The organism is Nonomuraea sp. NPDC005730 (assembly GCF_040630865.1).
Lineage (GTDB): Bacteria > Actinomycetota > Actinomycetes > Streptosporangiales > Streptosporangiaceae > Nonomuraea.
The window spans coordinates 51,838-73,946 of record NZ_JBEXYK010000031.1 but is presented as its reverse complement, the minus strand read 5'-3'; the positions used below and the strand labels follow the sequence as shown (position 1 = coordinate 73,946).

Sequence of the window (22,109 nt, the reverse complement as noted above, 5' to 3'; positions counted from 1 at the left end):
GGTCGTGCTCCTTACGAGGGGGAGATGGTGGCGATTATCCGGTTTACACCATTTTGGTACTCGCGGACGTACCAGTTCTGCACCGGATTGTGGGCCGAGTCCAGGCGGAGCGGCCCCCGTGGGCCGTCCAGGTCTCCCACACCCGCCAGCGCCCTCGTCAGGTCGCCGCCCGCGGCCGCCGCCCGGTCGATCAGCCGCATCGCGTCCCAGCTCTGCAGCGCGACCGCGGACGGGTTCCGCCCGGTACGCGCCCGCCACCCCGCCACGAACGCGGCGTTGTCCGGGTTCTGCAGCGCGGGCGACCAGAGCCCGACGCTGACCATGCCCTCGGCGTCCCGGCCGACCGCGCGCAGGACGTCCTCGTCGGCCAGGTTCTGGCAGGCCAGCAGCTTGATCCTGGCATCGTAACCGAACCGCTTGAACGCCTTGACGAACGCGACCGCCTCCCCACCCGCGTAGAAGGCGTACAGAAGCCGCGCCTCGCGCGGTATGCGCGCCAGGTACGGCTCCAGGTCGGCCTGCCCCCCGAACGGCGTCAGGATGCGCTTGAGCGGCCCGGCGCCGTATCCCTCGGCGAAGCCGGTCAGGGTCTCGGTGCCCGCGGAGTAGTCGGAGGCCATGAGCACCACGTCCTGGCCGGCGTAGTGCTCGGCGGCGTACCGGCCGGCCGCGTAGCCGTGGGCGCGGTTGGTGTAGGACACCCGGAAGACGCCGGGCCCGCCGAGCTGGTCGGCGCCCGCGTTCGCGATCACCACCGGGGTGCCGGCCGCCTCCTTGACCACCGAGACGGCGACCGGCGAGGCGAGCAGGCCGGTGAGCACGTCGGCCCCGCCGTCGATCAGCTTCCTGGCCTGCTCCGCGCCGATCTCCGGGCTGCTGGCGTCGTCGGCCACGACCAGCCGGGCCGGCCGGCCGCCGAGCAGGCCATGGTGGTCGTCCAGGTAGAGCCGCATGGCGGTCTCCATGTCGTCGCCGAGGGTGGCGTACACGCCGGTCTGCGAGATGATCGCGCCGACCCGTACGGGCTCGTCCTCGGCGGCGAGGGGCACCGAGCCGCCGCATCCGGCGACCATCAGCGCGACCAGCCCCAGCACGGCAACGCGCATGGGAGCCCCCTTCAGCCCTCACCTGACGCCCCGGGCACCTGCGGCGCGCGGACGTCGGTGGCCATCTAGCCCTTGTAGCCCTTGCCGGGGTGCAGCGCGCCGCACCGGTCACACGTGCGGGCCTTCTCGTCGCCGTAGAACGCCTCGAAGACCGGCGGCAGGTCCTTGACGATGTCGCGCACCTGGAGCTCGACCTCGTGGACCTTGGCGCCGCACTCCCCGCAGTACCACTGGAACCTCTCCAGCTCGCCCTCGGGCCGGATGCGCTCCACCACCAGCCCGACGGACCCGGCCTCCGGGCGCTGCGGCGAGTGCGGCATGCGCGCCGGCAGCAGCCACATCTGCCCCTCGCGGACGTGCACGGTCTCGGGGCCGTTCTCGGTCACCACGTTGACGTGCATGTTGCCGCGCACCTGGTAGAACAGCTCCTCGTACGGATCGACGTGGAAGTCGGTCCTGGAGTTGGGCCCGCCGACCACCATCACGATGAAGTCGTCGGCCCCCTCGAAGACCACCTTGTTGCCGACCGGCGGCTTGAGCAGGTGGGCGTGCTCGTCGATCCACTTGGTGAAGTCAATGGGGGGAATCATGGTCGCTCCTGTGGATGGTAGGCGACGGCCTGCATCTCGATGAGCAGGTGCGGGTGCGGGAGCTGGTGCACCGCCACCGTGGTCCTGGTCGGACCCTCCTCGTCGAAGAATTCGGCGTACACCTCGTTGTAGCCCTTGAAGTCGTTCATGTTTACCAGGTACGTGGTGATCTGTACGAGGTCCGCGAGCGAGCCTCCGGCGGCCATGAGCAGGTCGCCGATGTTCTCGATGACCGCCCGCGTCTGGGCGCGGATGTCCAGGTCGGTGACGCCGAACCGGTCGGCGCGGGCGCCCGCGAAGGTGCCGTCGGGCCTGCGGGAGCTGGTGCCGGAGACGTACAGGAAGTCGCCCGCGCGCTTGACGTGCGGGAACCGTCCCCGGGGCACGGCCTTGCCGGGGACGCGGACGGCCTCGCGGCTCACGGGCCGAACACCGCCCGCACCGATCCGAGGCCCTCGATCCTGGCCTCGAACACGTTCCCGGCCTCGACCGGCACGACCGGGCCGAGCGCGCCGGTCAGGACGACGTCCCCGGCGCGCAGCGGGCGGTCGGTGGCGGCCAGCGCGCCGGCCAGCCAGAGGGCGGCGTTCAGCGGGTTGCCCATGCACGCGGCTCCGGACCCGGTCGAGACCTCCTCGCCGTCGCGGGTCATGGTCATCGCCGCCGCACCGAGGTCGAGCTCGGTCAGCAGCTTCGGCGTGGCGCCCAGGACGTACGCGCCGGAGGAGGCGTTGTCGGCGACCGTGTCGGCGATCGTGATGTCCCAGTCGGCGATGCGCGAGTCGGCGATCTCGATGGCGGGCAGCGCGAACTCCACCGCCCTGATCACGTCCACCAGCGTGACCGGCCCCTCGGTCAGGTCCTTGCCGAACACGAGCGCGACCTCGGCCTCGGCGCGCGGCTGCAGGAACCGCTCCACCCTGATGGGCCGGCCGTCGAGCTCGGCCATGTCGGCGAAGAGCATGCCGTGGTCGGGCTGGTCGATGCCGAACTTCCGCTGCAGCAGCGGGTTGGTGGCGCCGATCTTCCGGCCGACCGGCCGCCGGCCCTCCGCCAGCGCCCGCCGGGTGTTGATGTCCTGCACCGCGTAGGCGTCGGCCACCGTGGTGATGAGATCCCTGAGCGGCGCGCAGGGTTTGCCGGTACGCGCGGCCTCGACGAGCCGCTCGGCGGCCTGCCCCCGGGTGTCGACGGCCAAGGACCATTCGTCATGCATCGGGTTGCTCCAGTTTGATGGTGATCGTGGTGGGCTCGGAGTAGAAGTCGAGCGACTGCGTGCCGCCCTCCCTGCCGATGCCCGACAGCTTCACGCCGCCGAACGGGGTGCGCAGGTCGCGCAGGTACCAGGTGTTGACCCAGACCAGCCCCGCCTCCAGGCGCTGGGCCACGCGATGGGCGCGGTCGAGGTTGGTGGTCCAGAGGGTGGCGGCCAGGCCGTACTCGCTGCTGTTGGCCAGGTCGATCGCCTCGGCCTCGCTGTCGAAGGGAGCCACGTGGCACACGGGACCGAAGATCTCCTCTCGATTGAAACGGGACCACTCCGACAACCCTGTCATTACCGTCGGTTCCACGAAATATCCGGAATCGCGGTGATCGCCGAACGTCGGGACGCCGCCTCCCGTGAGCACCTTGGCCCCCTCCGAGCGGGCCAGGGCGTAGTAGGACAGCACCTTCTCCCGATGCCCGGCCGAGATCATCGGCTGCGGCTCGACCTCCTGGGCGCGGGACGCCAGCCGGCCGCAGAAGTCCTCGAAGATCGGCCGCTCGACGTAGAGCCGCTCGGTGCACAGGCACACCTGGCCGCCGTTGGTGAACACCGACTTCACCGTCCCCTCGACGGCCCGGCCCAGGTCGCAGTCCTCGAAGACCAGGCCGGCGTTCTTTCCGCCCAGCTCGAACGAGATCGGCTTGACCCGGTCGGCGGCCGTCTTCATGATCTGCGTCCCGGTCGCGGTCGAGCCGGTGAACGTCACGCCGTCCACACCCGGGTGCTCGACGAGGAGCTGGCCCGCCGGGCCGTGCCCGAAGATGATGTTGACCACGCCCGGGGGCAGGCCGGCGTCGGCGCAGATCTCGGCGAAGACCGCGGCCGAGCCGGGCGTGTGCTCCGACGGCTTGACGACCACGGTGTTGCCGGCGACGAGGGCGGGCGCCAGCTTCCACGTCATGAGCAGGAACGGCAGGTTCCACGGCACGATCACGGCGACCACGCCGAGCGGCCTGCGCACGGTGTAGCTGAGCACGCCGGCGAGGTGGAAGGCGTCGTCGGGGCGCTGGGAGGCGATCTCGGCGAACGCGCGGAAGTTCGCGATGCCGCGCGGCACGTCGAGCGTGCGGGTCTGGCCGAGCGGCTTGCCGGTGTCGGCGATCTCGGCCGTGACCAGGTCGTCGAAGCGCACCTCGATGCCCTCGGCGAGGCGGCGCAGCCATCCGGCCCGCTCGGCCACCGGCAGCCCCGCCCAGTCGCGCGCCGCCTCCCTGGCCGCGCGCACCGCCCGGTCGACCACCTCCGGGTCGGCCTCGTGCACCTGCCTGATCACCGCGCCCGTCACCGGGTCGTGGACCGGGAACGCATTGCCCGCCGCCACCGGCAGCCCGCCGATGAAATGGGTCAGCACAGCAGCCTCCTCTAGCCTCACTCCCGGTATAGATCGTCGGGCGACGGTCAGACAACAGTCCGGCGGGGGCGGGAACCGCGCGGGCCCGTCATGCCTCGGTGGCGCCGGTGACACTGAGCCACCCCTCAGCCGGACCCCTGGCGGACCTGTCCATACAGACATCTTCCGGTACCCCTCGGCCGCCCGGGATGATGACCGAATGGCGCGCACATGGGAATTGTGGGGAAATATCATTATTGCTGGGGTTTTTGCGCTTCCAGTGGCCCTACTGGCGATCATCCTGCTCGCCCGCCACCGCGCCCGCGCCGGGCATCCGGCGCCGCTGCGCACCTCGCTCGCCGACGTCGGCATCGTCGTCGGGACCGCGCCATGGGTGTGGATGATCCTCACGCCGTCCGCCGGCCGGGCGGGGGTCGGCCTCGTCCCGTTCATGGACCTCGCCGATCTCGCCGGGGCCTCGTGGGAGACGGTGACGGTGCAGGTCGGGGGCAATCTGCTGGTGTTCGCCGCGCTGGGCGCGCTGCTGCCCGTACGGACCGCCGCGATGGCCTCCTACGGCCGTGTTGCGGCCGTCGCGGCGGCCTTTTCGGTCACGGTCGAGTTCCTCCAGTACGCCCTGAGACTGGGCCGGTTCTCCTCCGTGGACGACGTGATCATGAACACCGCGGGCGCGGCGCTCGCCGCCTTGGTTACTCGCCGCTGGTGGGCCCCGCGAATAGCGGCCGGGACCGTTCCACGATAACGGTCTGCGTAAACGTCCTCGAATTCATCACACAGGCACGATCAGCTCAAAAGAAGCTCGGGACCAACCTGTGTATCTGTGCGATCGTGGACAAGACGGGGCAAGTTCTCTGGAGACGCCACAACCTGGTTGGTGACAGAGGGTGATCGAACGTGTCTGAATCCCCGGTACCCCACGAGCCCCCTATTTATCGCCGCATCGCCGACGGCCTCCGCGCCCGGATCCTGTCCGGCGAACTGCGCGACGGGGACCGCCTACCGGGCGAGAACGCGCTCATGGCCGACTACGCAATCGCACGAGCCACCGCCAGGCAGGCGCTTGCCGTACTGATCAACGAAGGGCTGGCGGTGCCCAAACGAGGTTCGGGGGTCTACGTGCGCCTGTTCAAACCGATCCGCAGACACGGCTCACGCCGCCTGTCACGAGAGCAGTGGGGTCAGGGGCGTGCCATCTGGGACGCCGACACCCGGGGCCGCCCCTTCACCGTGGACCAGGTGGAGGTGGTGCTGGAGCGCGCCCCGGAGGAGGTGGCGGACGTCCTGGACAGCGGCGAGGTATGGGTGCGTCGGCGCCGCTACTCCGTGGACGGCCGGCCCGTGCAACTGGCGACCTCCTCCTTCCCCGCCCGCCTGGTCCAGGGCAGCGCCATCACCCTGCCCGACACCGGGCCGGGCGGCGTCTACGCCAGGCTCGGCGACCTGGGCCTGCCCCCGGCCCACTTCACCGAGGAGGTGCGGGCCCGCATGCCCGGCCCCCGCGAGACCGGGCTGCTCGACCTGCCCGGCGGCACCCCCGTCATCGTCATCGCCCGCACCGCGTACACGGCGGGCGGCAGGCCCGTCGAGCTCAACGAGATGGTCCTGGACTCGGCGGCGTACGTACTCCAGTACGACTTCGATGCCTAGTTCAACCCGATCTGTCAAGCGATAGGTTGACCTGTCCGTCACGATCATTGATTTCTCTAGAGAGGTCCCTCATCTTCTAAGGAGATGGAACCGTTCAGGAGATGGAACCTTCGCCTGGGGCCCGGGAGAGGTGCGCGGATGTCCGTTGACCGGCATCTTGCCGAGATCGCCCGGGAGTACCCCAGGTGGACCATCTGGCGGAGCGACGCGGGCCGCTGGTGGGCCACGCGGCACCATCCGCTCGACGCGGCGCAGCGCGAGGCCGGATGTGCGATGACCATCGACGCGGACGACCCGGACGGCCTGCGCGGCCAGCTCCGGGACCAGGAGGAACGGACCGGCCGGCAACCCCGCTGGTGGGCCGGCCCCGCTCCTCCCTGACGCGGGCCGTGGAGCGTTCCGCGGCTCGCACGCGAGCAGCCCGGTGCCGGGTCCAGCGTCTCGGCGGCCCCGGCACCGGGCCCCCAACGGGGCCACGAACGCGGAAGTCTCCGACCCTATCGGGGGCGGGGGCTTCCGCTCCCCGCCCCTTCACCCTCTAGGTGTGGTACTCGCCCAGCCGCAGGATGTGCACGTCGGTGTCGTCGGAGACGCTCTCCCTCGGCCTCTCCTCGTCCTCCTCGACGATGACCCGCACGTCGTCCTGCACGGGATGCTGCACGGGATGCTGCGGGGCCGGCGCCGCCTCGATGGCGGGCTCCGGCGCGGGCGCCGGGACGGCCACCGGCTGCTGAGCGGCCACCGGCGCGGGCGGCAGCGCCGACTCCGGCACGAGCTGCCCGGCCGCCGCCTCGGTGCGCATGAGGTCGCCGAGCACCGAGCCGATCTCGGTCAGCCGCCGCACGACCTCGGTGTGGGTGTTGGTCAGGTACTCCACCCGGCGCCCGGCGTGCTCGTCGAGCGAGGCCGTGCGCTGCCGCGCCGCCGCCAGCATCGACTCGGCCTCCGCGTGCGCCCCCGCCACCAGCTGCTCGGCCTGCGCGTGGGCGGCCGCCATCATGCGCTCCGCCTCGGCCTGCGCCCCGCCGACCACCCGCTCGGCCTCGGCGTGCGCGTCGCGCAGCAGGCCCTCGGCCTCGCTGCGGGCCGATCCGAGCTGCTCCTCGGCGTCCGCGCCCGCCTGGGCCAGCATGCGCTCGGCCGCCTGCGTGGCCTCGGCCACCCGCCGCTCGGCCTCCGCCTGCGCCGAGGTCAGCATCTTGTCGGACGTCTCGCGCGACGTCGTCACCAGCCGCTCGGCCTCGGCCCTGGCGCTCTCCCGCACGGCGGTCGCCTCGGCCTCCGCGTCGGCGCGCTTGGCCGCGGCCTCCTCCTCGCCCAGCTTCAGGATCTGCGCGAGCCTCGGGCTGAGGTCCTCATAGCTCTGGGGCGCCTCGACCATCCGCCGCCTGGCCTCCGCCAGCTCGACCCGGCCCTGCTCCGCCTGGTCGATCGCCCGCGCCAGCCGCTCTTCCAGATCCCGGATCTGGTTCCGGGTACGGATCATGTAGTCGTGCACCTGACGGCGGTTGTAGCCGCGCATCACGACTTCGAAGGTGTCCTCTTGCATCAGATCGGGAATGCTCTCGTGCTGGTTTGTCATGGGGGTTACCTAAGGGTTTGCGTGAGGCGGGGGAAAACTGCGAGTTGTGAGGGTCTGACGACGAGACGTCAGGAAACGACTTTCCTGCCATCTGCCCACGTCCGCAACCGGAACGCCACACCTGAGGCGGGAATTACGATTGGACGAATGTACATAGCAGCGTTGGACGACGGGGCAGTGCCGGACATCCACCCGGAGGCGTACATCGCGCCCGGCGCCGTCGTGGTCGGGAGTGTGCGGGTGGGCCGGGCGTCCAGCATCTGGTACGGCTCCGTTCTCCGCGGGGACGACGAGCGGATCGAGATCGGCGAGGAGTGCAACGTACAGGATCTGTGCTGCCTGCACGCCGACGCGGGCCAGCCCGCGATCCTGGAGGACCGCGTCAGCCTGGGCCACAAGGCCATGGTCCACGGCGCGCACGTCGAGACCGGCGCGCTGGTCGGCATCGGCGCGATCGTGCTCGGCGGCGCCCGGGTGGGCACGGGCACTCTGGTCGCCGCGGGAGCGCTGGTGGGGCCGGGCAAGAAGATCCCGTCCGGGGTGCTGGTCGCCGGTGTGCCCGGCAGGATCGTGCGCGAGCTCACCGACGACGACCGGGCCTCCTTCGCCCGCACGCCGGACAACTACATGGCCAAGGCGGTCAGGCACCGGCAGGCGTCAGCAGTTTGATCAGGACCTGGTCCGACACCGAGGCGGTGTTGAGCGGGTCGGCGTACTCGGGCAGCTCGGGGCGCAGGAAGCGGACGAAGTCGACGGTCAGCTTGAGGTCGGGGACCCCCTTGATCTGCTTGGCGTTGGCCTTGGCGGCGTCCTTCTTGAGCGCGCCGTAGCTGTCCCAGTCGGTGTAGGCGGTGACACCCCATTGCAGCACCTCGGGGAGGTTCGAGGGCCAGCGTCTGGCGACCTTCCAGGCGCCGCCGTCCTCCTTGTAGAGCGCGACGGCGACCCGGCCCAGCCTGGCCAGGACGAGGTCCACCCAGCCGCTCTTGACCGCCAGCTCCAGCGGCTTGGAGCCGCCGTCCTGGGTGAACTTGGCCTCGACCTGCCCGGCCGCGTCGGCGGTGCCGGTGGTGACGGACATCCACGCGGGCTTGTCGTACGTGCCGGGCTGGCGGGCCATGAGCCCTCCGAGCGAGAACTTGCGCGCGGGCCTGCCGCCCTTCTTGCCGGCGACCTTGACCCGGGCGTGCATGACGATGTCCCCGGCCAGCTCCTGGTAGACGAAGGGGCCGCGGAAGCCGTCGTACCAGGTGGAGGTCTTCGGCTCCAGGTACAGGGCGCCCTTGGCGGTCTTGTTCACGTCGAGCTTGGCGATCCTGTCGACGTCCTTCTCGGTGTCGCTCAGCTTGCTCCACACGGCCAGCTCCGCGGCGTCGGCGAACTCGCTGGAGGCCGATCCGACCTCGCCGCCGGGCGTGGGCGCCTTGGCGTTCTGGACGGTGAGCACGCCGGGACCGGTGGGAGTGGGCGGCGCCGCGGCTGTCCCGCAGCCGCTCACCACACCCGCCACTGCCAACATCCCTGCCACCTTTGCCCTCATAGCGGACATTCTGCCGTGAAATGCCGACGGGTCGCGTCGGGCGGCCCAGTACGATGACGGCCGTGCGCCCCTGGGATGCGTTCACCTCGGCAGAGGCGGAGGTCCGCGCGATGGTCGCGGACCCGCGCTGGCAGGGCCTGTCCGTGCCCGACCGCGCGCACGTCCTGGCGGCCAGGGTCCTGGTGACCCAGGACGGCGACCGCTGGCTCTACGGCGCGTACGCGCGCTGGCACCTGCACGACCCCGGCGACGGCCGCTGGCACCCCGCGCCGCCGCCCAGGGGCGAACGGGCGCGCAAGGTGGGGCACGCCACGGCCGCGCTGCCGGACCAGGTGGTGCCCACCGGGCCCGACTTCGCCGCCGAGCCCGGCTCGACCCAGGCGTTCATCGGCCCCGACGTGCTTCCGGTGGTGACCGGGCAGATCGCGGAGATGGTCCGCGGCGCCGGGCGCAAGTCGGAGCTGGACTACCCGCTGACCGCCTTCGGGGAGATCTTCGCCGCCGACGTGCCGAGCACGGTCGCCGCCGTCTGGGGGACGATCATGTGGTGCGCGTACGCGCCGGCCTTCGACGGCAACGAGCGTTTGATCACCCTCTTCGGCGAGTACCTGCGCCGCTCGCTGCCCGGCGACGAATGGGTCCGCTGGCTACCCGCGCCGCCCCTGCTCGACCTGGTCACGCTGGTGTCCGAGCGCACCCGCGCCGGCCGTCCGCGGGCCGCGCTGCGGCTGGCCGCGCTGATCGCCGACACCGCCCAGGTGCTGCTGTCCGACATCCGGTTCAGGCCCCGGGCGCTGGCGCTGCTCACGATGGTGGAGCCGGTGCTGCGCCGGCCCGGCCGCGACGACGCCACGGCCGCGCGGGGCGACGACGCCGTGCGCCGGGCCTGGCTCGACCGCTGCCCGCCGCGGCTGGCCCTGTCCCTGCTGCCCGAGACAGATCCCGACGCGTACTTCGCCCACTCGGTGTACGACCTGGTCGAGGCGCTGGGCTTCGTGGCGGACGCGTCCGGGGCGGCGGCGGCGTACCTGGCCGACCTGTCGGACTCCAGGAGGATGTTGCCCGAGCGGCTGAACCACCGGTTGCGGCGGGCGTACGTGGAGTTGGAGCGTGCCGGGCTGACGGGCACGTCGGCGGCCGAGCGCACCGAGCCGGAGGGCTTCGCCGTGCGTCCGGGCGGGGAGCCCGCGCCGCAGGCGGCGGTGGTGACCCCGCCCGACCGGGAGAGCAAGGCGGCCGTGCTGGGCGCCGCGTACGCCACGTGCCTGGCGTGGGGCCGGCTGACCGGCGCCAAGGTGCCGCAGCACGGCCTCGCCGGCCAGAGCGCGCTGGTCCGTGAGCTGATCCACGAACGCGACGACCACCACATCGGTCACCCGTAACGCACTATTACCGTAATTTCACCCTTACTCCGCCTATATCCCTCTATCACTTCAGTCACCGGGCAATTCGCTGAATTGTGATCTCGACTTCGGGAAATGATCCCTGTGGGGCCCCCGTGACGCCGAAAGGAATGACTCCGATGGGCCATGTCGCGGGAAGGTCCCTCGCCGTAACCTCGTAGAGGGTGTGGGCTGCGGAAGGAAGGACGACGCGGTGGGGCACGACGACCTGGACTCTCGGGTCCACGACCGTGTCGCGTTGGACGAGATTGCGCTCTACGCCGAGGTGCTCACGGCCGTGGCTGTCAGCGAGCGGCGGCTGACCTTGGACGAACTCGACGACGCGCTCGGATTGCGGACTTCGGCGAGTCGCTGAAGACCATCGAAAATTACCTGTCCCGGGCTCCTGTGGGGTCCGGGACAGTGGTTCCCGGCTATTACAGGTAACTAGTCAATCGAGGGTGTGCCTCTCCTACGTATGGAGGAGGCGACCCCCTACGACTTGACCAGGCGGGCGATGGCGGCCGACGCCTCCTTCACCTTCGCCTCGGCCTCCGGGCCGCCCGTGTTGATCGCGTCGGCGACGCAGTGGGAGATGTGCTCCTCCAGCAGCCCGAGCGCCACGGCCTGAAGGGCCCGCGTGGCCGCGGAGACCTGGGTGAGCACGTCGATGCAGTAGGCATCGTCGTCGACCATGCGCTGCAGGCCCCTGATCTGGCCCTCGATTCGCCGGAGGCGCGTCAGATATGCCTGCTTGTCTCCGCTGTACCCATGCATGCTTCTACGGTACCCGTAACCCGTATGAGCTAGCGGAGATCTGACAGCAGCTTCTCCCACTGTTCGGCGACTTCCTCGGCCGAATGGCGTACGGCGGTGTCGAGGGCGCCCGCCGCGAGCGAGCGCCGGCGGCGTTCGTCGTCGATGAGCGCGAGCAGCGCGCCCGCGAAGTGCTGCGCCTCGCTCTCGCTCTCGGGCACCAGCACGCCGTTGTAGCCGGTCGCCACGAACTCCCTGGGGCCCCTGGCGCCCTCGAAGGCCACCACCGGCACCCCGCACCCCATGGCCTCCAGCACGGTCATGCCCAGGTCTTCGCTGCGGGAGGGGTTGGCCACGATCGACGCCTTGGCGAACTCCCCCGCCAGGTCGGGCGTGACGCCCATGAAGTAGACGTGGTTGTGCAGGTTGAGCTCGTTCACCAGCGACCGCAGCCGCCGTTCCTCGGGGCCGCCGCCGTAGAGCCGCAGCCGCCAGTCCGGGCGCTTGTCCGCCACGATCGCGAACGCCCTGATCAGCCGGTCGTACGCCTTGACCGACACCCACCGGCCCCCGGCCGCCACGATCCGGTTGTCCATCCGCGAACGCGGCCACGGGCCGCCCGGCAGCGCGTCCGGCACGGAGTGGACGGCGGACCCGTCGCCGAGCAGCCTGCCCCACTCCTCCCGGGCCGACTCCGTGGCCGTCACGACGGCGTCGAGGCGCGGGTAGAGCCGCTGCACCGGCCCGGGGACGGCGGGCCGCCCCCACTCCCTGGCGATCTTGAGGGTTTCACGTGGAGCATGCCGCGCCACCTGGACGCCGATGCCCGGCCTGGTGGTGATCAGCACGTCGGACCTGAGCCCGCGCAGCAGCCGCCAGAGCGCCATCTCGGTGCGCATCTGGCCGCGCGGCAGCAGGTGGCGCACCCCTGGACGGGCGTCGACCAGGCTGCGCATGGCCACCTTGGAGCCGATGGGGAAGAACGGCTTCTCCTTCTGCCGCCTGACGCTGATGACCTCGACCTCGTGCCGCTCGGACAGGGCGGTGGCGAGGTTGAGCGTCGCGCGCACGTCGCCGCGCATCCCGTACGCCGAGGCGAGGACCAGGCTGACCTTCATCCGCCCACCTCGATGCGCAGCTCGTCGTCGGCGGTGTAACAGGGCCGGACGGGCACGCCGTCGATCTCGGCCGAGGGATAGTGCAGCCGTCTTCGTTTGCCGTCGACGTCGTCGAGCCAGGCGCCCAGCCGCAGCGGCGTGGGCACGCCCTCGACCTCCAGCGCGGGCTCCCAGGTGCCGGCCGTGTCGGGGTCGGCCTCGACCACGTTCACCAGCGACACCGCCGCGTGGAAGCGCACCCCCTGGACGGTGGCGTTGGCCGACACCCGTTCCCTGGTCGGCCTGCGGTCGAGGGTCAGCGTGGCCTCGCGGCGCGCGTCGTCGTCCTCCAGCCCGGTGTACGCCAGCAGCCCCGTCACCTCGAACCGGCCCTCCCTGAACCAGATCGCCCGCACCTCGGCCACCGGCGCGGCGTCGGCTATCTTCAGGGCCAGAAACCCGTTCCGCGTCCGGTACGACCGGTAGGCCAGCGTCCGCCGGCACAGCGCGTACGCGTCGAGGTGGTCGAGCGAGAACCCCGGGTCGACGCTGCGCAGCCTGCTGCGGCTGCCCTCGTGCCGCAGGTAGGCGTCCCAGCGGCCGGCGGTCAGCTCCAGCGGCGCCAGCGCGACGGCCAGCGTGGCCTCCCGCGTCCGGCTCCCCGTACGGCCCAGGCGCACGTCGCGCTCGACCCCCGTGGCGCGATGGCGCAGCACGAGCTCGGTGCCGTCACGCAGGGGCTCATCGATGGCGAGTCGCAGGGAGAGCACGTCGGCCAGGGTGACTTCGGCGTCCGTGACCACGACGCGCATCACTAGCCCCCTCCCCGTCGAATAAGGCCATGCGACGTTGAGGTTACCGTGATTTTCCCGTTATGTGGATGGGAGATTTCCATCGAGGGGGCCCGTGACGTGCGGAACTCCTCTACAGAGCCTGTAGAGGAGTCCGACTTTTCGTGGTCAGGAAGCGCCCTTGACCGATTTGATCAACAGCTGCGCGACGTCCACGACTTCCAGCGATTCCTTGGCCTCGCCGTTGTTCTTCTTCTCGTTGATCGCGTCACCGAGCATCACCATGCAGAACGGGCACGCGGTCGAGACGGTGTCGGGGTTCGTGGTGAGCGCCTCGTCGACCCGCTCGGTGTTGATGCGCTTGCCGATGCGCTCCTCCATCCACATGCGCGCGCCGCCCGCGCCGCAGCAGAAGCCGCGGTCCTTGTGGCGGTGCATCTCCTGGGTCTGCACGCCGGGCACCTTCGACATGATGTCGCGGGGCTGGGAGTAGACCTTGTTGTGGCGGCCGAGGAAGCACGGGTCGTGGTAGGTGATCTTCTCCTCGATCGGCGTGACCGGGGTGAGCAGGCCCTCGTCCACCAGCTTCGACAGCAGCTGCGTGTGGTGCACGACCTCGTAGGTGCCGCCGAGCTGCGGGTATTCGTTGGCCAGGGTGTTGAAGCAGTGGGGGCAGGTCGCGACGATCTTCTTGACGCCGGCCTCGTTCAGCGTCTCGATGTTCTGCTGGGCGAGCATGTTGAACAGGTACTCCATGCCCAGGCGGCGGGCCGGGTCACCGGTGCACGCCTCCATCGGGCCGAGCACCGCGAACTTCACGCCCGCGATGTGCAGCAGCTCGGCGACCGCCTTGGTGGTCTTCTTCGCGCGGTCCTCCAGGGCGCCCGCGCAGCCCACCCAGAACAGGTACTCGGCGTCCTCGGGCATCTTCTCCTCGACCAGCTCGACCTCGAAGTCGAGCTCCTCGATCCAGTCGGCCCGCTTCATCTCGGACATGCCCCACGGGTTGCCCTTGTTCTCCAGGTTCTTCACCATCACCCCCGCCTCGGACGGGAACGACGACTCCACCATGACCTGGTAGCGGCGCATGTCGAGGATGTGGTCGATGTGCTCGATGTCCACCGGGCACTGCTCGACGCAGGCGCCGCAGTTGGTGCACGACCACAGCACGTCGGGGTGGATGACGCCGTCCTCGCCGACGAGCGGCTTCTCCAGCAGCGCGAGCACGTCGGTGTCGGCGTGCTCGGTGCTCGCGGCCATCAGGTACGGGGCCACCTTGAAGGCGTGGTCGCGCTGGTCGAGGATGAGCATCTTCGGCGAGAGCGGCTTGTCGGTGTTCCAGGCCGGACACTGCGACTGGCAGCGGCCGCACTCGGTGCAGGAGTAGAAGTCGAGGAAGCCCTTCCAGGTGGTGTCGCCGATCTTGCCGCGGCCCAGGCGCTCGGCGTCGAGCTCCTCGTCCTCGAAGTCGACGAGCTTGCCGTCGACGCGCAGCTCGGACGCGGCGCCGAGCCCGTCGGGACGCCGGGAGAAGAGCACGTTGAGCGGCGCGGTGAAGATGTGCAGGTGCTTGGAGTTCACCACGATGACCAGGAACACCAGCATGAAGCCGATGTGCAGGAGCAGCGCGATCTCCTCCAGCAGCGGGCCGGCCGGCAGCACGTCGCCGAGCGCCAGCGAGACGAACGCGCCGGAGGAGTACGGGAAGTTGCCGTTGGCCGCCGAGGCGCCGCGGGCCAGGAACAGCGTCCAGATGATGTTGAAGATCATGAACAGGACGAGCCACGCGCCGCCGAGGTGCGAGCCGGAGAAACGCGACTTGCGGCCCAGCGTCTTGGGCGAGTTCTTGACCCGGATGATCGCGAAGGCGACCAGGCCGAGCAGACACGCGACGGCGATGAAGTCCTGGAGGAAGCCGAGCACGCCCCAGGTGCCGATGAGCGGGATGTGGAAGTCGGGCTCGCCGGTGATCGCGCCCTGGATGATCGCGCCGTACGCCTCGATGTAGACGGTCAGCAGGATGAAGAACGCCCACATGACGAAGAAGTGGGCCGTGCCGGACGGCGTCCACTTCAGCAGCTTCTTCTGGCCGAAGACCTCGACGAGCTGGGCCTTGAGCTCGGCGGCGGCGTGCTCCTTGGCGTACTCGACGCGTTCGGGCGCGGGCGGCCCGGAGGTCGCCAGCCTGAACAGGAACAACACCCTGCGGCCGGCGACGGCCACCGCCAGGACGGTCATGACCAGCCCGATGATCGCTACCCAGAGCACGGGGTCCTCCCACAGACGACGATGGCTGCCAGCATACGGACACGTGTTTCCAGGAAGCTTACCGGCCAGTAACTTCCCGGGATGACATCCATACCCTATGGTCAGTGCCCTATACAGAACAATGCTCTACGCCGTGAAGTACCTCTGTATGGTCGGGGCGATCAGCTCGACCAGTTCCTCCGGATCGGCGCTGGCCAGCGGCTCCAATTGGATCACGTAGCGGCCCATGATCACGCCGTACATCTGGCCAAAAGCCGCCTCGATCCGTAGGTGCGGAACACCAAGGCGGTCGGCCACCTGGAAGAGCAGCGCGTTGGTGATGAACTCGCGGAACATCGCCGCGGCCTGCTCGTTCGTGAGCGCCGAGCGCATCAGGGCGATCATCGGCTCGCGGGTCCCCGGCTCGGCGGTCACCCGCAGGATCATCCGTACCAGCCGCTCGCCGATCTCCTCGCGCGGGCCGTCCAGCAACAGCGGGACGACCTCGTCGGGGGTGATCGGCAGCTGCATGGCCGCCGCGAACATGCCCTCCTTGGTCTCGAAGTAGTGGTGGACCAGAGCCGGGTCGACCTTGGCCTCCCGCGCGATCCCGCGCACCGTGGCCTTGTCGAAGCCCTTCTCGGCGAACACCCGCCGCGCCGCCGTCAGGATCTCGCCGCGCGTGTCGGCCGACCCGGGCCTGCGGCCGGGCCGGCGTCGTACGTTGCTCATGGCCGCGCCCCGCCGGTCACCGGCCCACCGCCAGGTACACCCGCATCGGCACCGACAGCACGCCCTCGGGGAAGGCCTTCCTGAGCTCCCCGCGCTGCCGCCCGACCAGCTCGTCGGCCGCGTCCGGCGACAGCGCCGCCATGTACGAGTGGGAGCGCAGGTCGAGCAGGAAGTCCTCGATGCCGACCAGCCTCGTCCACGGGATCCAGCGCTCCTGGACCACCTCGAAGGCCGCGGCGATCGGCGGCACCGACCACTCCTCGACCGCCGGCCCCCAGTAGGTGGGCACCGCCTCGGCCAGCCGCGCCTCGTAGGCGGCCAGCCACTCGGCCTGCGCCGCGTGGTGGAGGTTCCAGCAGCCCACGATCGCGCCCCCGGGCCGCAGCACCCGCCTGGCCTCGGCGATCGAGACGACAGGATCGAGCCAGTGCCACGACTGGGCGTACGTCACCAGGTCGGCCACCCCGTCGGCCATCGGCAGCGCGTTGCCGTCGGCGATCACCGCGGCGACCGCCGGCGGCTCGCCGTCGATCCGCTTGACCAGCCGGGCCAGCATCTCCGCACCCGGATCGACCGCGATCACCTGGGAGCCGCGGGCCCGCAGCGCGTGCGTCAGGATGCCCGTGCCCGCGCCCACGTCGATCGTGGTGGCGCCGTCGAGCTCGATCCCGGTCACCTCGGAGAGCACGCGGTACATCTCGTCGGGATAGGTCGGGCGGCCCGCGTCGTAGGCGTCGGCCACGCTGTCGAAGACTCGGGCGAGGTCTCTGGTCGGCCCCACGTTCATCGGGACGCCGCCAGGTGCAGCCGGGCGAAGGCCAGCGCCTCGGTCAGGTCGTCGACGCGCTCGGTGCGGCTGGCCGCCTTGCGGGTGTTGATCTCCAGCACCACCAGGCCGCCGTAGCCCGAGTTCGCCAGGCGTTCCAGCATCTGGGCGCACGGCTGGTTGCCCCTGCCGGGGACCAGGTGCTCGTCCTTGTTGGTCACGCCCATGCCGTCGGCCAGGTGGAGGTGGGCGAGCCGGTCGCCGAGCTTGGTGGCCATCTCCATGGCGTCGGAGCCGGACACCGCGGTGTGCGACAGGTCGAGGGTGACCTGCGGGAAGTCGTAGTCGATCGGGTTCCAGTCGGGCGAGTACGGCACCACGTCGTTGCCCCTGGCGCGCAGCGGGAACATGTTCTCGACCGCGAACGTGACATCGGTCTCGTCACGCATGCGGGCCAGGCCGTTCTCGAAGTCGCGGGCGTAGTCGCGCTGCCAGCGGAACGGCGGGTGCACCACGACGGTCGAGGCCCCGAGGCGCTCAGCGGCCTTCTGCGCCCTGACCAGCTTGGCCCAGGGGTCTCTGCCCCACACCCGCTGCGTCACGAGCAGGCAGGGCGCGTGGATCGCCAGGACGGGCACCTGATAATGCTCCGACAGCCGCTCGATCACGTCGATGTCCTGGCTCACCGGATCGGCGCCGACCATGATCTCGACACCGTCGTAGCCCAGGCGCGCGGCCAGTTCGAACGCGTCGGGAGTGCGTTCTGGATATACCGAGGCGGTGGACAATGCGATCTTCGCATTGGGCACGCGGATGACATCAGCCACGTTGCCAGCCTAAGCCGGAGAAGCGCCTCTGGCGCGTGAGCCCCACCAGATAGCCCTACCCAACCCCCCATCCCATCCCAAAGACACTCCCCGAACCCCACTACGGTTGGGGCCATGCCACGGATAGCCAGAGGCGCGATCCCCAGCCCGAACATCTGGAACGCTCCCCAGGTCTACGAGCTGGAGAACCGCGCCGTGGACCCTCAGGGCGCGGCCGACGCCGCGATGCGCGAGCTGCGCCCCTGGGCCGGCGCGACCGTGCTCGACATCGGCTGCGGCACCGGCTTCCACCTGCCCGTCCTGGCCGCCGACGCGGCCGCCGTGATCGGCGTCGAGCCCCACGGCGACCTGGCCGGCCTGGCCCGCCGCCGCTGCGCGAACCTGCCCAACGTCTCGGTGCACGCCGCCACCGCCCAGGACCTCCCGCTGCCCGACGCGAGCGTCGACGTGGCCATGGCCCGCTGGGCCTACTTCTTCGGCCCCGGCTGCGAGCCCGGCCTGCGCGAGCTGTCCCGCGTCGTCCGCCGCGGCGGCGCCGCGTTCGTCATCGACCTCGACGCCACCCGCGGCTCGTTCGGCCGCTGGTTCTCCCGCACGGTGCCGACGTACTCGGCGCGCGAGGTGGAGGCGTTCTGGGACCGCCAGGGCTGGCAGCGGCGGCCGCTCGACCTGACGATGGCCTTCGAGCGCCGGGCCGACCTGGAGGCCGTGCTGCGCATCGAGTTCGCCCCCGAGGTGGCCGAGCAGGCCGTCGCGGAGACCCCTGGCCTGGAGATCTTCTACCCGAACGTGCTGCGCTGGCGCTACTTCTGAACTCATGGCCTCACTTCGTTCGGCGGGCTCGGTCGCCATATGCCGCCCCCTTCCCCCGCTCTGGTCGCTGCGCTCCCGCCGCTCCTCCAGGCGCCGGCACTTCTGAGCTCATGGCCTCACTTCGTTCGGCGGGCTCGGTCGCCATACGCCGCCACCTTCCCCCGCTCTGGTCGCTCCGCTCCCGCCGCTCCTCCAGGCGACGGCACTCCCTCGCGCGTCTAACGGCCTCACTCCGTTCGGCGGGCTCGGTCGCCATACGCCGCCACCTTCCCCCGCTCTGGTCGCTCCGCTCCCGCCGCTCCTCCAGGCGACGGCACTCCCTCGCGGGCTTGACCTTGACGTCGGTGTCAACGTTTACCGTGGTGGCATGCGCATAGGGGAGCTGGCGGAACGCACCGGGGTGAGCACCCGTTCACTCCGCTACTACGAGCAGCACGGCCTGCTCTCGGCCAGACGCGGCCCCAACGGCTACCGCGAGTACACCGAGGAGGACGTCAAGCTGGTGTCCGAGATCCGGTCGCTGCTCTCGGTCGGCTTCACGCTGGAGGACACCCGTCCCTTCGTCGACTGCCTGCGCTCGGGCCACAGCTCGGGCGGCTCCTGTTCGGAGTCCGTCGAGGTCTACCAGCGCAAGATCATGCAGATCGACGAGGAGATCCGGGTGCTGCTCGGCCGCCGCGCCGAGGTCGCCGCCCAGCTCGCCCAGTCGTGTCCTGGCTGTTTCGTAAGGGGAGACAAATGATCACGCTGACCACCGACAACTTCGAGGAGCAGGTGCTCAAGAGCGACAAGCCGGTGCTGGTCGACTTCTGGGCCGAGTGGTGCCCGCCGTGCCGCATGGTGGCCCCCGTCCTGGACGAGATCGAGGCCGAGCACGGCCTGGCCATCGGCAAGCTCAACACCGACGAGAACCCCGAGATCATGTCCCGCTACGGCGTGATGGGCCTGCCCACGCTGCTGCTGTTCGAGAACGGCGAGCCCGTCAGGCAGATCGTCGGCGCCCGGCCCAAGCGCCTGCTGGTGCAGGAACTGGGCCTCACGCGCTAGTCGAGGATTGTCGGCACGGGCCGCTAGCCTGCTCGACATGGCCAAGACAGCGCAGAAGCCCGGTTACCGCTGTGCCGAGTGCGGCTGGCGCACCGGCAAGTGGGTCGGCAGGTGCGGCGAGTGCCAGGCGTGGGGCACTGTCGACGAGGAGGGCGCGCGCGCCGGGGTCAACGTCGTCCAGGGCGGCGCGACCACCGGGCCCGCGCTGCCCATCGGCCAGGTCAAGGCCGAGGTGGCCGCGGCCCGCACCACCGGGGTGAGCGAGCTCGACCGGGTGCTCGGCGGCGGCCTGGTGCCCGGCGCGGTGGTGCTGCTGGCCGGCGAGCCCGGCATCGGCAAGTCCACGCTGCTGCTGGAGGCCGCGGCCCGCATCGCCGAGCGCACCACCGTCCTCTACGTGACGGGCGAGGAGTCGGCGGCCCAGGTGCGCCTGCGGGCCGACCGCATCGGTGCCATCCAGGACAATCTCTACCTCGCCGCCGAGACCGAGCTGTCTGCGCTGATCACCCACGTCGACAAGGTCGAGCCCGGTCTGCTGGTGGTCGACTCGGTCCAGACGGTCGGCTCGGCCCAGGCCACCGGCGTGCCGGGCGGCGTGACCCAGGTGCGCGAGGTGGCGGCCAACCTGGTGCGCATGGCCAAGGAGCGCAACCTCGCCACGGTCCTCGTGGGCCACGTCACCAAAGACGGCTCGATCGCCGGCCCCCGCACCCTCGAACACCTGGTCGACGTCGTGCTCAACTTCGAGGGCGACCGCCACTCCAGGCTGCGCATGGTCCGCGCGATCAAGAACAGGTTCGGCCCCACCGACGAGGTCGGCTGCTTCGACCTGCACGAGCGCGGCATCGAGGGCATCACCGACCCGAGCGGGCTGTTCGTCTCGCGGCGCAGCGAGCCGGTCGCCGGCACCTGCGTCACCGTCACCGTCGAGGGCACCCGCCCGCTGCCCGCCGAGGTGCAGGCGCTCGTGGCCCGCACCGAGGCCCAGCAGCCGCGGCGCACGTCCTCCGGGCTCGACACCTACCGCGTCCAGATGATCCTCGCCGTGCTGGAGCGCCGGCTCAACGCCCGGCTCGGCGGCTGCGACGTGTTCACCGCCACCGTGGGCGGCATCAAGCTGGCCGATCCGGCCGTCGACCTGGCGGTCATGCTCGCCGTCGCGAGCGCCGCGGGCGACAAGCCGCTGCCGCCCGGTCTGGTGGCCCTCGGCGAAGTGGGCCTGGCGGGCGAGTTGCGCCCGGTCAAAGACGTGCGCAGGCGCCTGACGGAGGCGTCCAGGCTGGGTTTCAAGCGGGCGCTCGTGCCCGCCGGATCCCTGGAGACGGGCGCCGGGAAGCGCAACGGGCAGCGGGCTCTGGTGCCCGTCGGGCCCGTCGCGTTCGCCCCCGGCTTCGAGGTCGTCCAGGCCGAGAACGTCTGGGACGCACTCACGCACGTCACATAGCACGGCTAAGCTGGGCGTGACCAATCGACACGGGGGTCAGGTGGACAGGAGTCTGGACGACCGCCGTCGCGACGCTTTGGCCGCTGTGGCGCCGGGCACTCCGCTGCGCGACGGCCTGGAGCGCATCCTGCGCGGGCAGACCGGCGGCCTGATCGTGCTCGGCCACAACAGGACCGTCGAAGAGGTCTGCAGCGGCGGCTTCGAGCTCGACGTCGAGTTCTCGGCCACCCGCCTGCGCGAGCTGGCCAAGATGGACGGCGCGATCGTGGTGAGCAACGACCAGAAGATCGTGCGCGCGGCCGTGCACCTCGTCCCCGACCCCGCGATCCCCACCGACGAGTCGGGCACCCGCCACCGCACCGCCCAGCGCGTGGCCAGGCAGACGGGCCTGCCCATCATCGCGATCAGCAAGTCCATGCGGATCATCGCCCTCTACCTCGACGGCATCCGCTACGTGCTGGAGGAGTCCGCGGCCATCCTGTCCAAGGCCAACCAGGCCCTGGCCACCCTTGAGCGCTACAAGCACCGGCTCGACGAGGTCTCCGGCACCCTGTCGGCGTTGGAGATCGAAGACCTCGTCACCGTGCGCGACGTGTCGGCGGTGGCCCAGCGCCTGGAGATGGTCCGGCGCATCTCCGACGAGATCAAGGGCTACGTGGTCGAGCTCGGCACCGACGGGCGGCTGCTGTCGCTGCAGCTCGACGAGCTGGTGGCGGGCGTCGACTCCGAGCGCGAGCTGGTCGTGCGCGACTACCTGCCGGCCCCCGCGGGCCGCCGCCAGAAGCGCCTGGTCGAGGCCCTGCACGACCTCGACCACCTGTCCGGCGCCGAGCTGCTCGACCTGTCGGCCGTGGCGCACGTGCTGGGCCACGGCGGCGCCGAGCGGCTCGACAGCCCGGTGAGCCCGCGCGGCTTCCGCCTGCTGGCCAAGGTGCCCCGGCTGCCCGCCACGGTGGTCGACCGCCTGGTCAACCACTTCGGCGGCCTGCAGAAGCTGCTGGCGGCCAGCATCGACGACCTCCAGGAGGTGGGCGGCGTCGGGGAGTCGCGCGCCCGCAGCGTCCGCGAGGGCCTGTCCCGCCTGGCGGAGTCGTCGATCCTCGAACGTTACGTCTGAGCCGGCC

Annotated in this window: 25 protein-coding genes; 11 read left to right on the top strand and 14 right to left on the bottom strand. The window is 70.7% G+C overall.

Annotated elements, in window-relative coordinates; genetic code table 11:
• Positions 1-11 precede the first annotated feature (11 nt).
• From ABZ444_RS29780 to ABZ444_RS29760, 5 genes are all read right to left on the bottom strand, one after another.
• A complete protein-coding gene (locus ABZ444_RS29780; protein ID WP_358003737.1) occupies positions 12-1,106 on the bottom strand; it encodes an ABC transporter substrate-binding protein in 1,095 nt (364 codons plus the stop codon).
• A 65-nt stretch (positions 1,107-1,171) separates the two neighbouring features.
• Positions 1,172-1,696: a 3-hydroxyanthranilate 3,4-dioxygenase gene (locus ABZ444_RS29775; protein ID WP_358003734.1), complete on the bottom strand. Its 525-nt coding sequence runs from the start codon at positions 1,694-1,696 to the stop codon at positions 1,172-1,174.
• A complete protein-coding gene (locus ABZ444_RS29770; RefSeq protein ID WP_358003731.1) occupies positions 1,693-2,118 on the bottom strand; it encodes a RidA family protein in 426 nt (141 codons plus the stop codon). Before ABZ444_RS29770 ends, ABZ444_RS29775 begins: the two co-directional genes overlap by 4 nt.
• Positions 2,115-2,912, bottom strand: a complete 798-nt coding sequence (locus ABZ444_RS29765) for a fumarylacetoacetate hydrolase family protein (RefSeq protein ID WP_358003728.1) — start codon at positions 2,910-2,912, stop codon at positions 2,115-2,117. The genes ABZ444_RS29770 and ABZ444_RS29765 overlap by 4 nt, the downstream gene beginning before the upstream one ends.
• A complete protein-coding gene (locus ABZ444_RS29760) occupies positions 2,905-4,314 on the bottom strand; it encodes an aldehyde dehydrogenase family protein (RefSeq protein WP_358003725.1) in 1,410 nt (469 codons plus the stop codon). The genes ABZ444_RS29765 and ABZ444_RS29760 overlap by 8 nt, the downstream gene beginning before the upstream one ends.
• Before the next feature lie 259 nt (positions 4,315-4,573).
• On the opposite strand from ABZ444_RS29760, the gene ABZ444_RS29755 reads away from it, so the two are divergent.
• The 3 genes from ABZ444_RS29755 to ABZ444_RS29745 all read left to right on the top strand — a co-directional run bounded on the left by ABZ444_RS29755 (position 4,574) and on the right by ABZ444_RS29745 (position 6,342).
• Positions 4,574-5,056: a VanZ family protein gene (locus ABZ444_RS29755; RefSeq protein WP_358003722.1), complete on the top strand. Its 483-nt coding sequence runs from the start codon at positions 4,574-4,576 to the stop codon at positions 5,054-5,056.
• A 152-nt stretch (positions 5,057-5,208) separates the two neighbouring features.
• On the top strand, positions 5,209-5,961 hold the full coding sequence (locus tag ABZ444_RS29750) for a GntR family transcriptional regulator (RefSeq protein ID WP_357975250.1): 753 nt from the start codon (positions 5,209-5,211) through the stop codon (positions 5,959-5,961).
• Between the two features lie 138 nt (positions 5,962-6,099).
• Positions 6,100-6,342, top strand: a complete 243-nt coding sequence (locus ABZ444_RS29745) for a hypothetical protein (protein ID WP_358003719.1) — start codon at positions 6,100-6,102, stop codon at positions 6,340-6,342.
• Between the two features lie 157 nt (positions 6,343-6,499).
• Here ABZ444_RS29745 and ABZ444_RS29740 read toward each other — a convergent pair whose 3' ends face one another.
• Positions 6,500-7,543: a hypothetical protein gene (locus tag ABZ444_RS29740; protein WP_358003716.1), complete on the bottom strand. Its 1,044-nt coding sequence runs from the start codon at positions 7,541-7,543 to the stop codon at positions 6,500-6,502.
• A 147-nt stretch (positions 7,544-7,690) separates the two neighbouring features.
• Here ABZ444_RS29740 and ABZ444_RS29735 point away from each other — a divergent pair, with 147 nt between their 5' ends.
• A complete protein-coding gene (locus tag ABZ444_RS29735) occupies positions 7,691-8,212 on the top strand; it encodes a gamma carbonic anhydrase family protein (RefSeq protein WP_358003713.1) in 522 nt (173 codons plus the stop codon).
• On the opposite strand, the gene ABZ444_RS29730 is transcribed toward ABZ444_RS29735, so the two are convergent.
• Positions 8,184-9,062, bottom strand: a complete 879-nt coding sequence (locus ABZ444_RS29730; RefSeq protein ID WP_358003710.1) for a hypothetical protein — start codon at positions 9,060-9,062, stop codon at positions 8,184-8,186. The genes ABZ444_RS29735 and ABZ444_RS29730 overlap by 29 nt on opposite strands.
• Positions 9,063-9,136: 74 nt before the next feature.
• On the opposite strand from ABZ444_RS29730, the gene ABZ444_RS29725 reads away from it, so the two are divergent.
• Both ABZ444_RS29725 and ABZ444_RS29720 read left to right on the top strand, forming a co-directional pair.
• Positions 9,137-10,465, top strand: coding sequence for a hypothetical protein (locus tag ABZ444_RS29725; protein WP_358003816.1), 1,329 nt, complete (start codon positions 9,137-9,139; stop codon positions 10,463-10,465).
• A gap of 214 nt (positions 10,466-10,679) precedes the next feature.
• Entirely contained in the window at positions 10,680-10,841 is a 162-nt protein-coding gene (locus ABZ444_RS29720) for a hypothetical protein (protein ID WP_020540796.1), read from the top strand.
• Positions 10,842-10,960: 119 nt separating this feature from the next.
• On the opposite strand, the gene ABZ444_RS29715 is transcribed toward ABZ444_RS29720, so the two are convergent.
• The 7 genes from ABZ444_RS29715 to ABZ444_RS29685 form a co-directional block, all read right to left on the bottom strand.
• Positions 10,961-11,242: a metal-sensitive transcriptional regulator gene (locus tag ABZ444_RS29715; RefSeq protein WP_352327377.1), complete on the bottom strand. Its 282-nt coding sequence runs from the start codon at positions 11,240-11,242 to the stop codon at positions 10,961-10,963.
• A gap of 29 nt (positions 11,243-11,271) precedes the next feature.
• Complete coding sequence (locus ABZ444_RS29710; protein ID WP_358003707.1) at positions 11,272-12,339, bottom strand: glycosyltransferase; 1,068 nt, start codon at positions 12,337-12,339, stop codon at positions 11,272-11,274.
• Positions 12,336-13,130 carry a hypothetical protein gene (locus ABZ444_RS29705; RefSeq protein WP_358003704.1) on the bottom strand — a complete coding sequence of 265 codons (795 nt, stop codon included), beginning with the start codon at positions 13,128-13,130 and terminating at the stop codon, positions 12,336-12,338. Before ABZ444_RS29705 ends, ABZ444_RS29710 begins: the two co-directional genes overlap by 4 nt.
• Before the next feature lie 147 nt (positions 13,131-13,277).
• Positions 13,278-15,377: a (Fe-S)-binding protein gene (locus ABZ444_RS29700; RefSeq protein WP_358003701.1), complete on the bottom strand. Its 2,100-nt coding sequence runs from the start codon at positions 15,375-15,377 to the stop codon at positions 13,278-13,280.
• 126 nt (positions 15,378-15,503) lie between these two features.
• Positions 15,504-16,088, bottom strand: coding sequence for a TetR family transcriptional regulator (locus ABZ444_RS29695; RefSeq protein ID WP_358003698.1), 585 nt, complete (start codon positions 16,086-16,088; stop codon positions 15,504-15,506).
• Between the two features lie 16 nt (positions 16,089-16,104).
• On the bottom strand, positions 16,105-16,875 hold the full coding sequence (locus ABZ444_RS29690) for a class I SAM-dependent methyltransferase (protein WP_358003695.1): 771 nt from the start codon (positions 16,873-16,875) through the stop codon (positions 16,105-16,107).
• A complete protein-coding gene (locus ABZ444_RS29685; RefSeq protein ID WP_357975281.1) occupies positions 16,872-17,681 on the bottom strand; it encodes a sugar phosphate isomerase/epimerase in 810 nt (269 codons plus the stop codon). The genes ABZ444_RS29690 and ABZ444_RS29685 overlap by 4 nt, the downstream gene beginning before the upstream one ends.
• 114 nt (positions 17,682-17,795) lie before the next feature.
• Here ABZ444_RS29685 and ABZ444_RS29680 point away from each other — a divergent pair, with 114 nt between their 5' ends.
• The 5 genes from ABZ444_RS29680 (at position 17,796) to disA (ending at position 22,102) form a co-directional block, all read left to right on the top strand.
• The gene (locus tag ABZ444_RS29680) at positions 17,796-18,494 is read left to right on the top strand and encodes a class I SAM-dependent methyltransferase (RefSeq protein ID WP_357975284.1); all 699 of its coding nucleotides are present in this window, start codon (positions 17,796-17,798) and stop codon (positions 18,492-18,494) included.
• Positions 18,495-18,861: 367 nt separating this feature from the next.
• A complete protein-coding gene (locus ABZ444_RS29675) occupies positions 18,862-19,236 on the top strand; it encodes a MerR family transcriptional regulator (RefSeq protein WP_358003693.1) in 375 nt (124 codons plus the stop codon).
• Complete coding sequence (gene trxA, locus ABZ444_RS29670) at positions 19,233-19,541, top strand: thioredoxin (protein ID WP_352325882.1); 309 nt, start codon at positions 19,233-19,235, stop codon at positions 19,539-19,541. Before ABZ444_RS29675 ends, trxA begins: the two co-directional genes overlap by 4 nt.
• A 37-nt stretch (positions 19,542-19,578) precedes the next feature.
• On the top strand, positions 19,579-20,985 hold the full coding sequence (gene radA, locus ABZ444_RS29665; protein WP_358003689.1) for a DNA repair protein RadA: 1,407 nt from the start codon (positions 19,579-19,581) through the stop codon (positions 20,983-20,985).
• Positions 20,986-21,025: 40 nt separating this feature from the next.
• Positions 21,026-22,102 carry a DNA integrity scanning diadenylate cyclase DisA gene (gene disA / locus ABZ444_RS29660; protein ID WP_357975295.1) on the top strand — a complete coding sequence of 359 codons (1,077 nt, stop codon included), beginning with the start codon at positions 21,026-21,028 and terminating at the stop codon, positions 22,100-22,102.
• Positions 22,103-22,109: the final 7 nt, after the last annotated feature.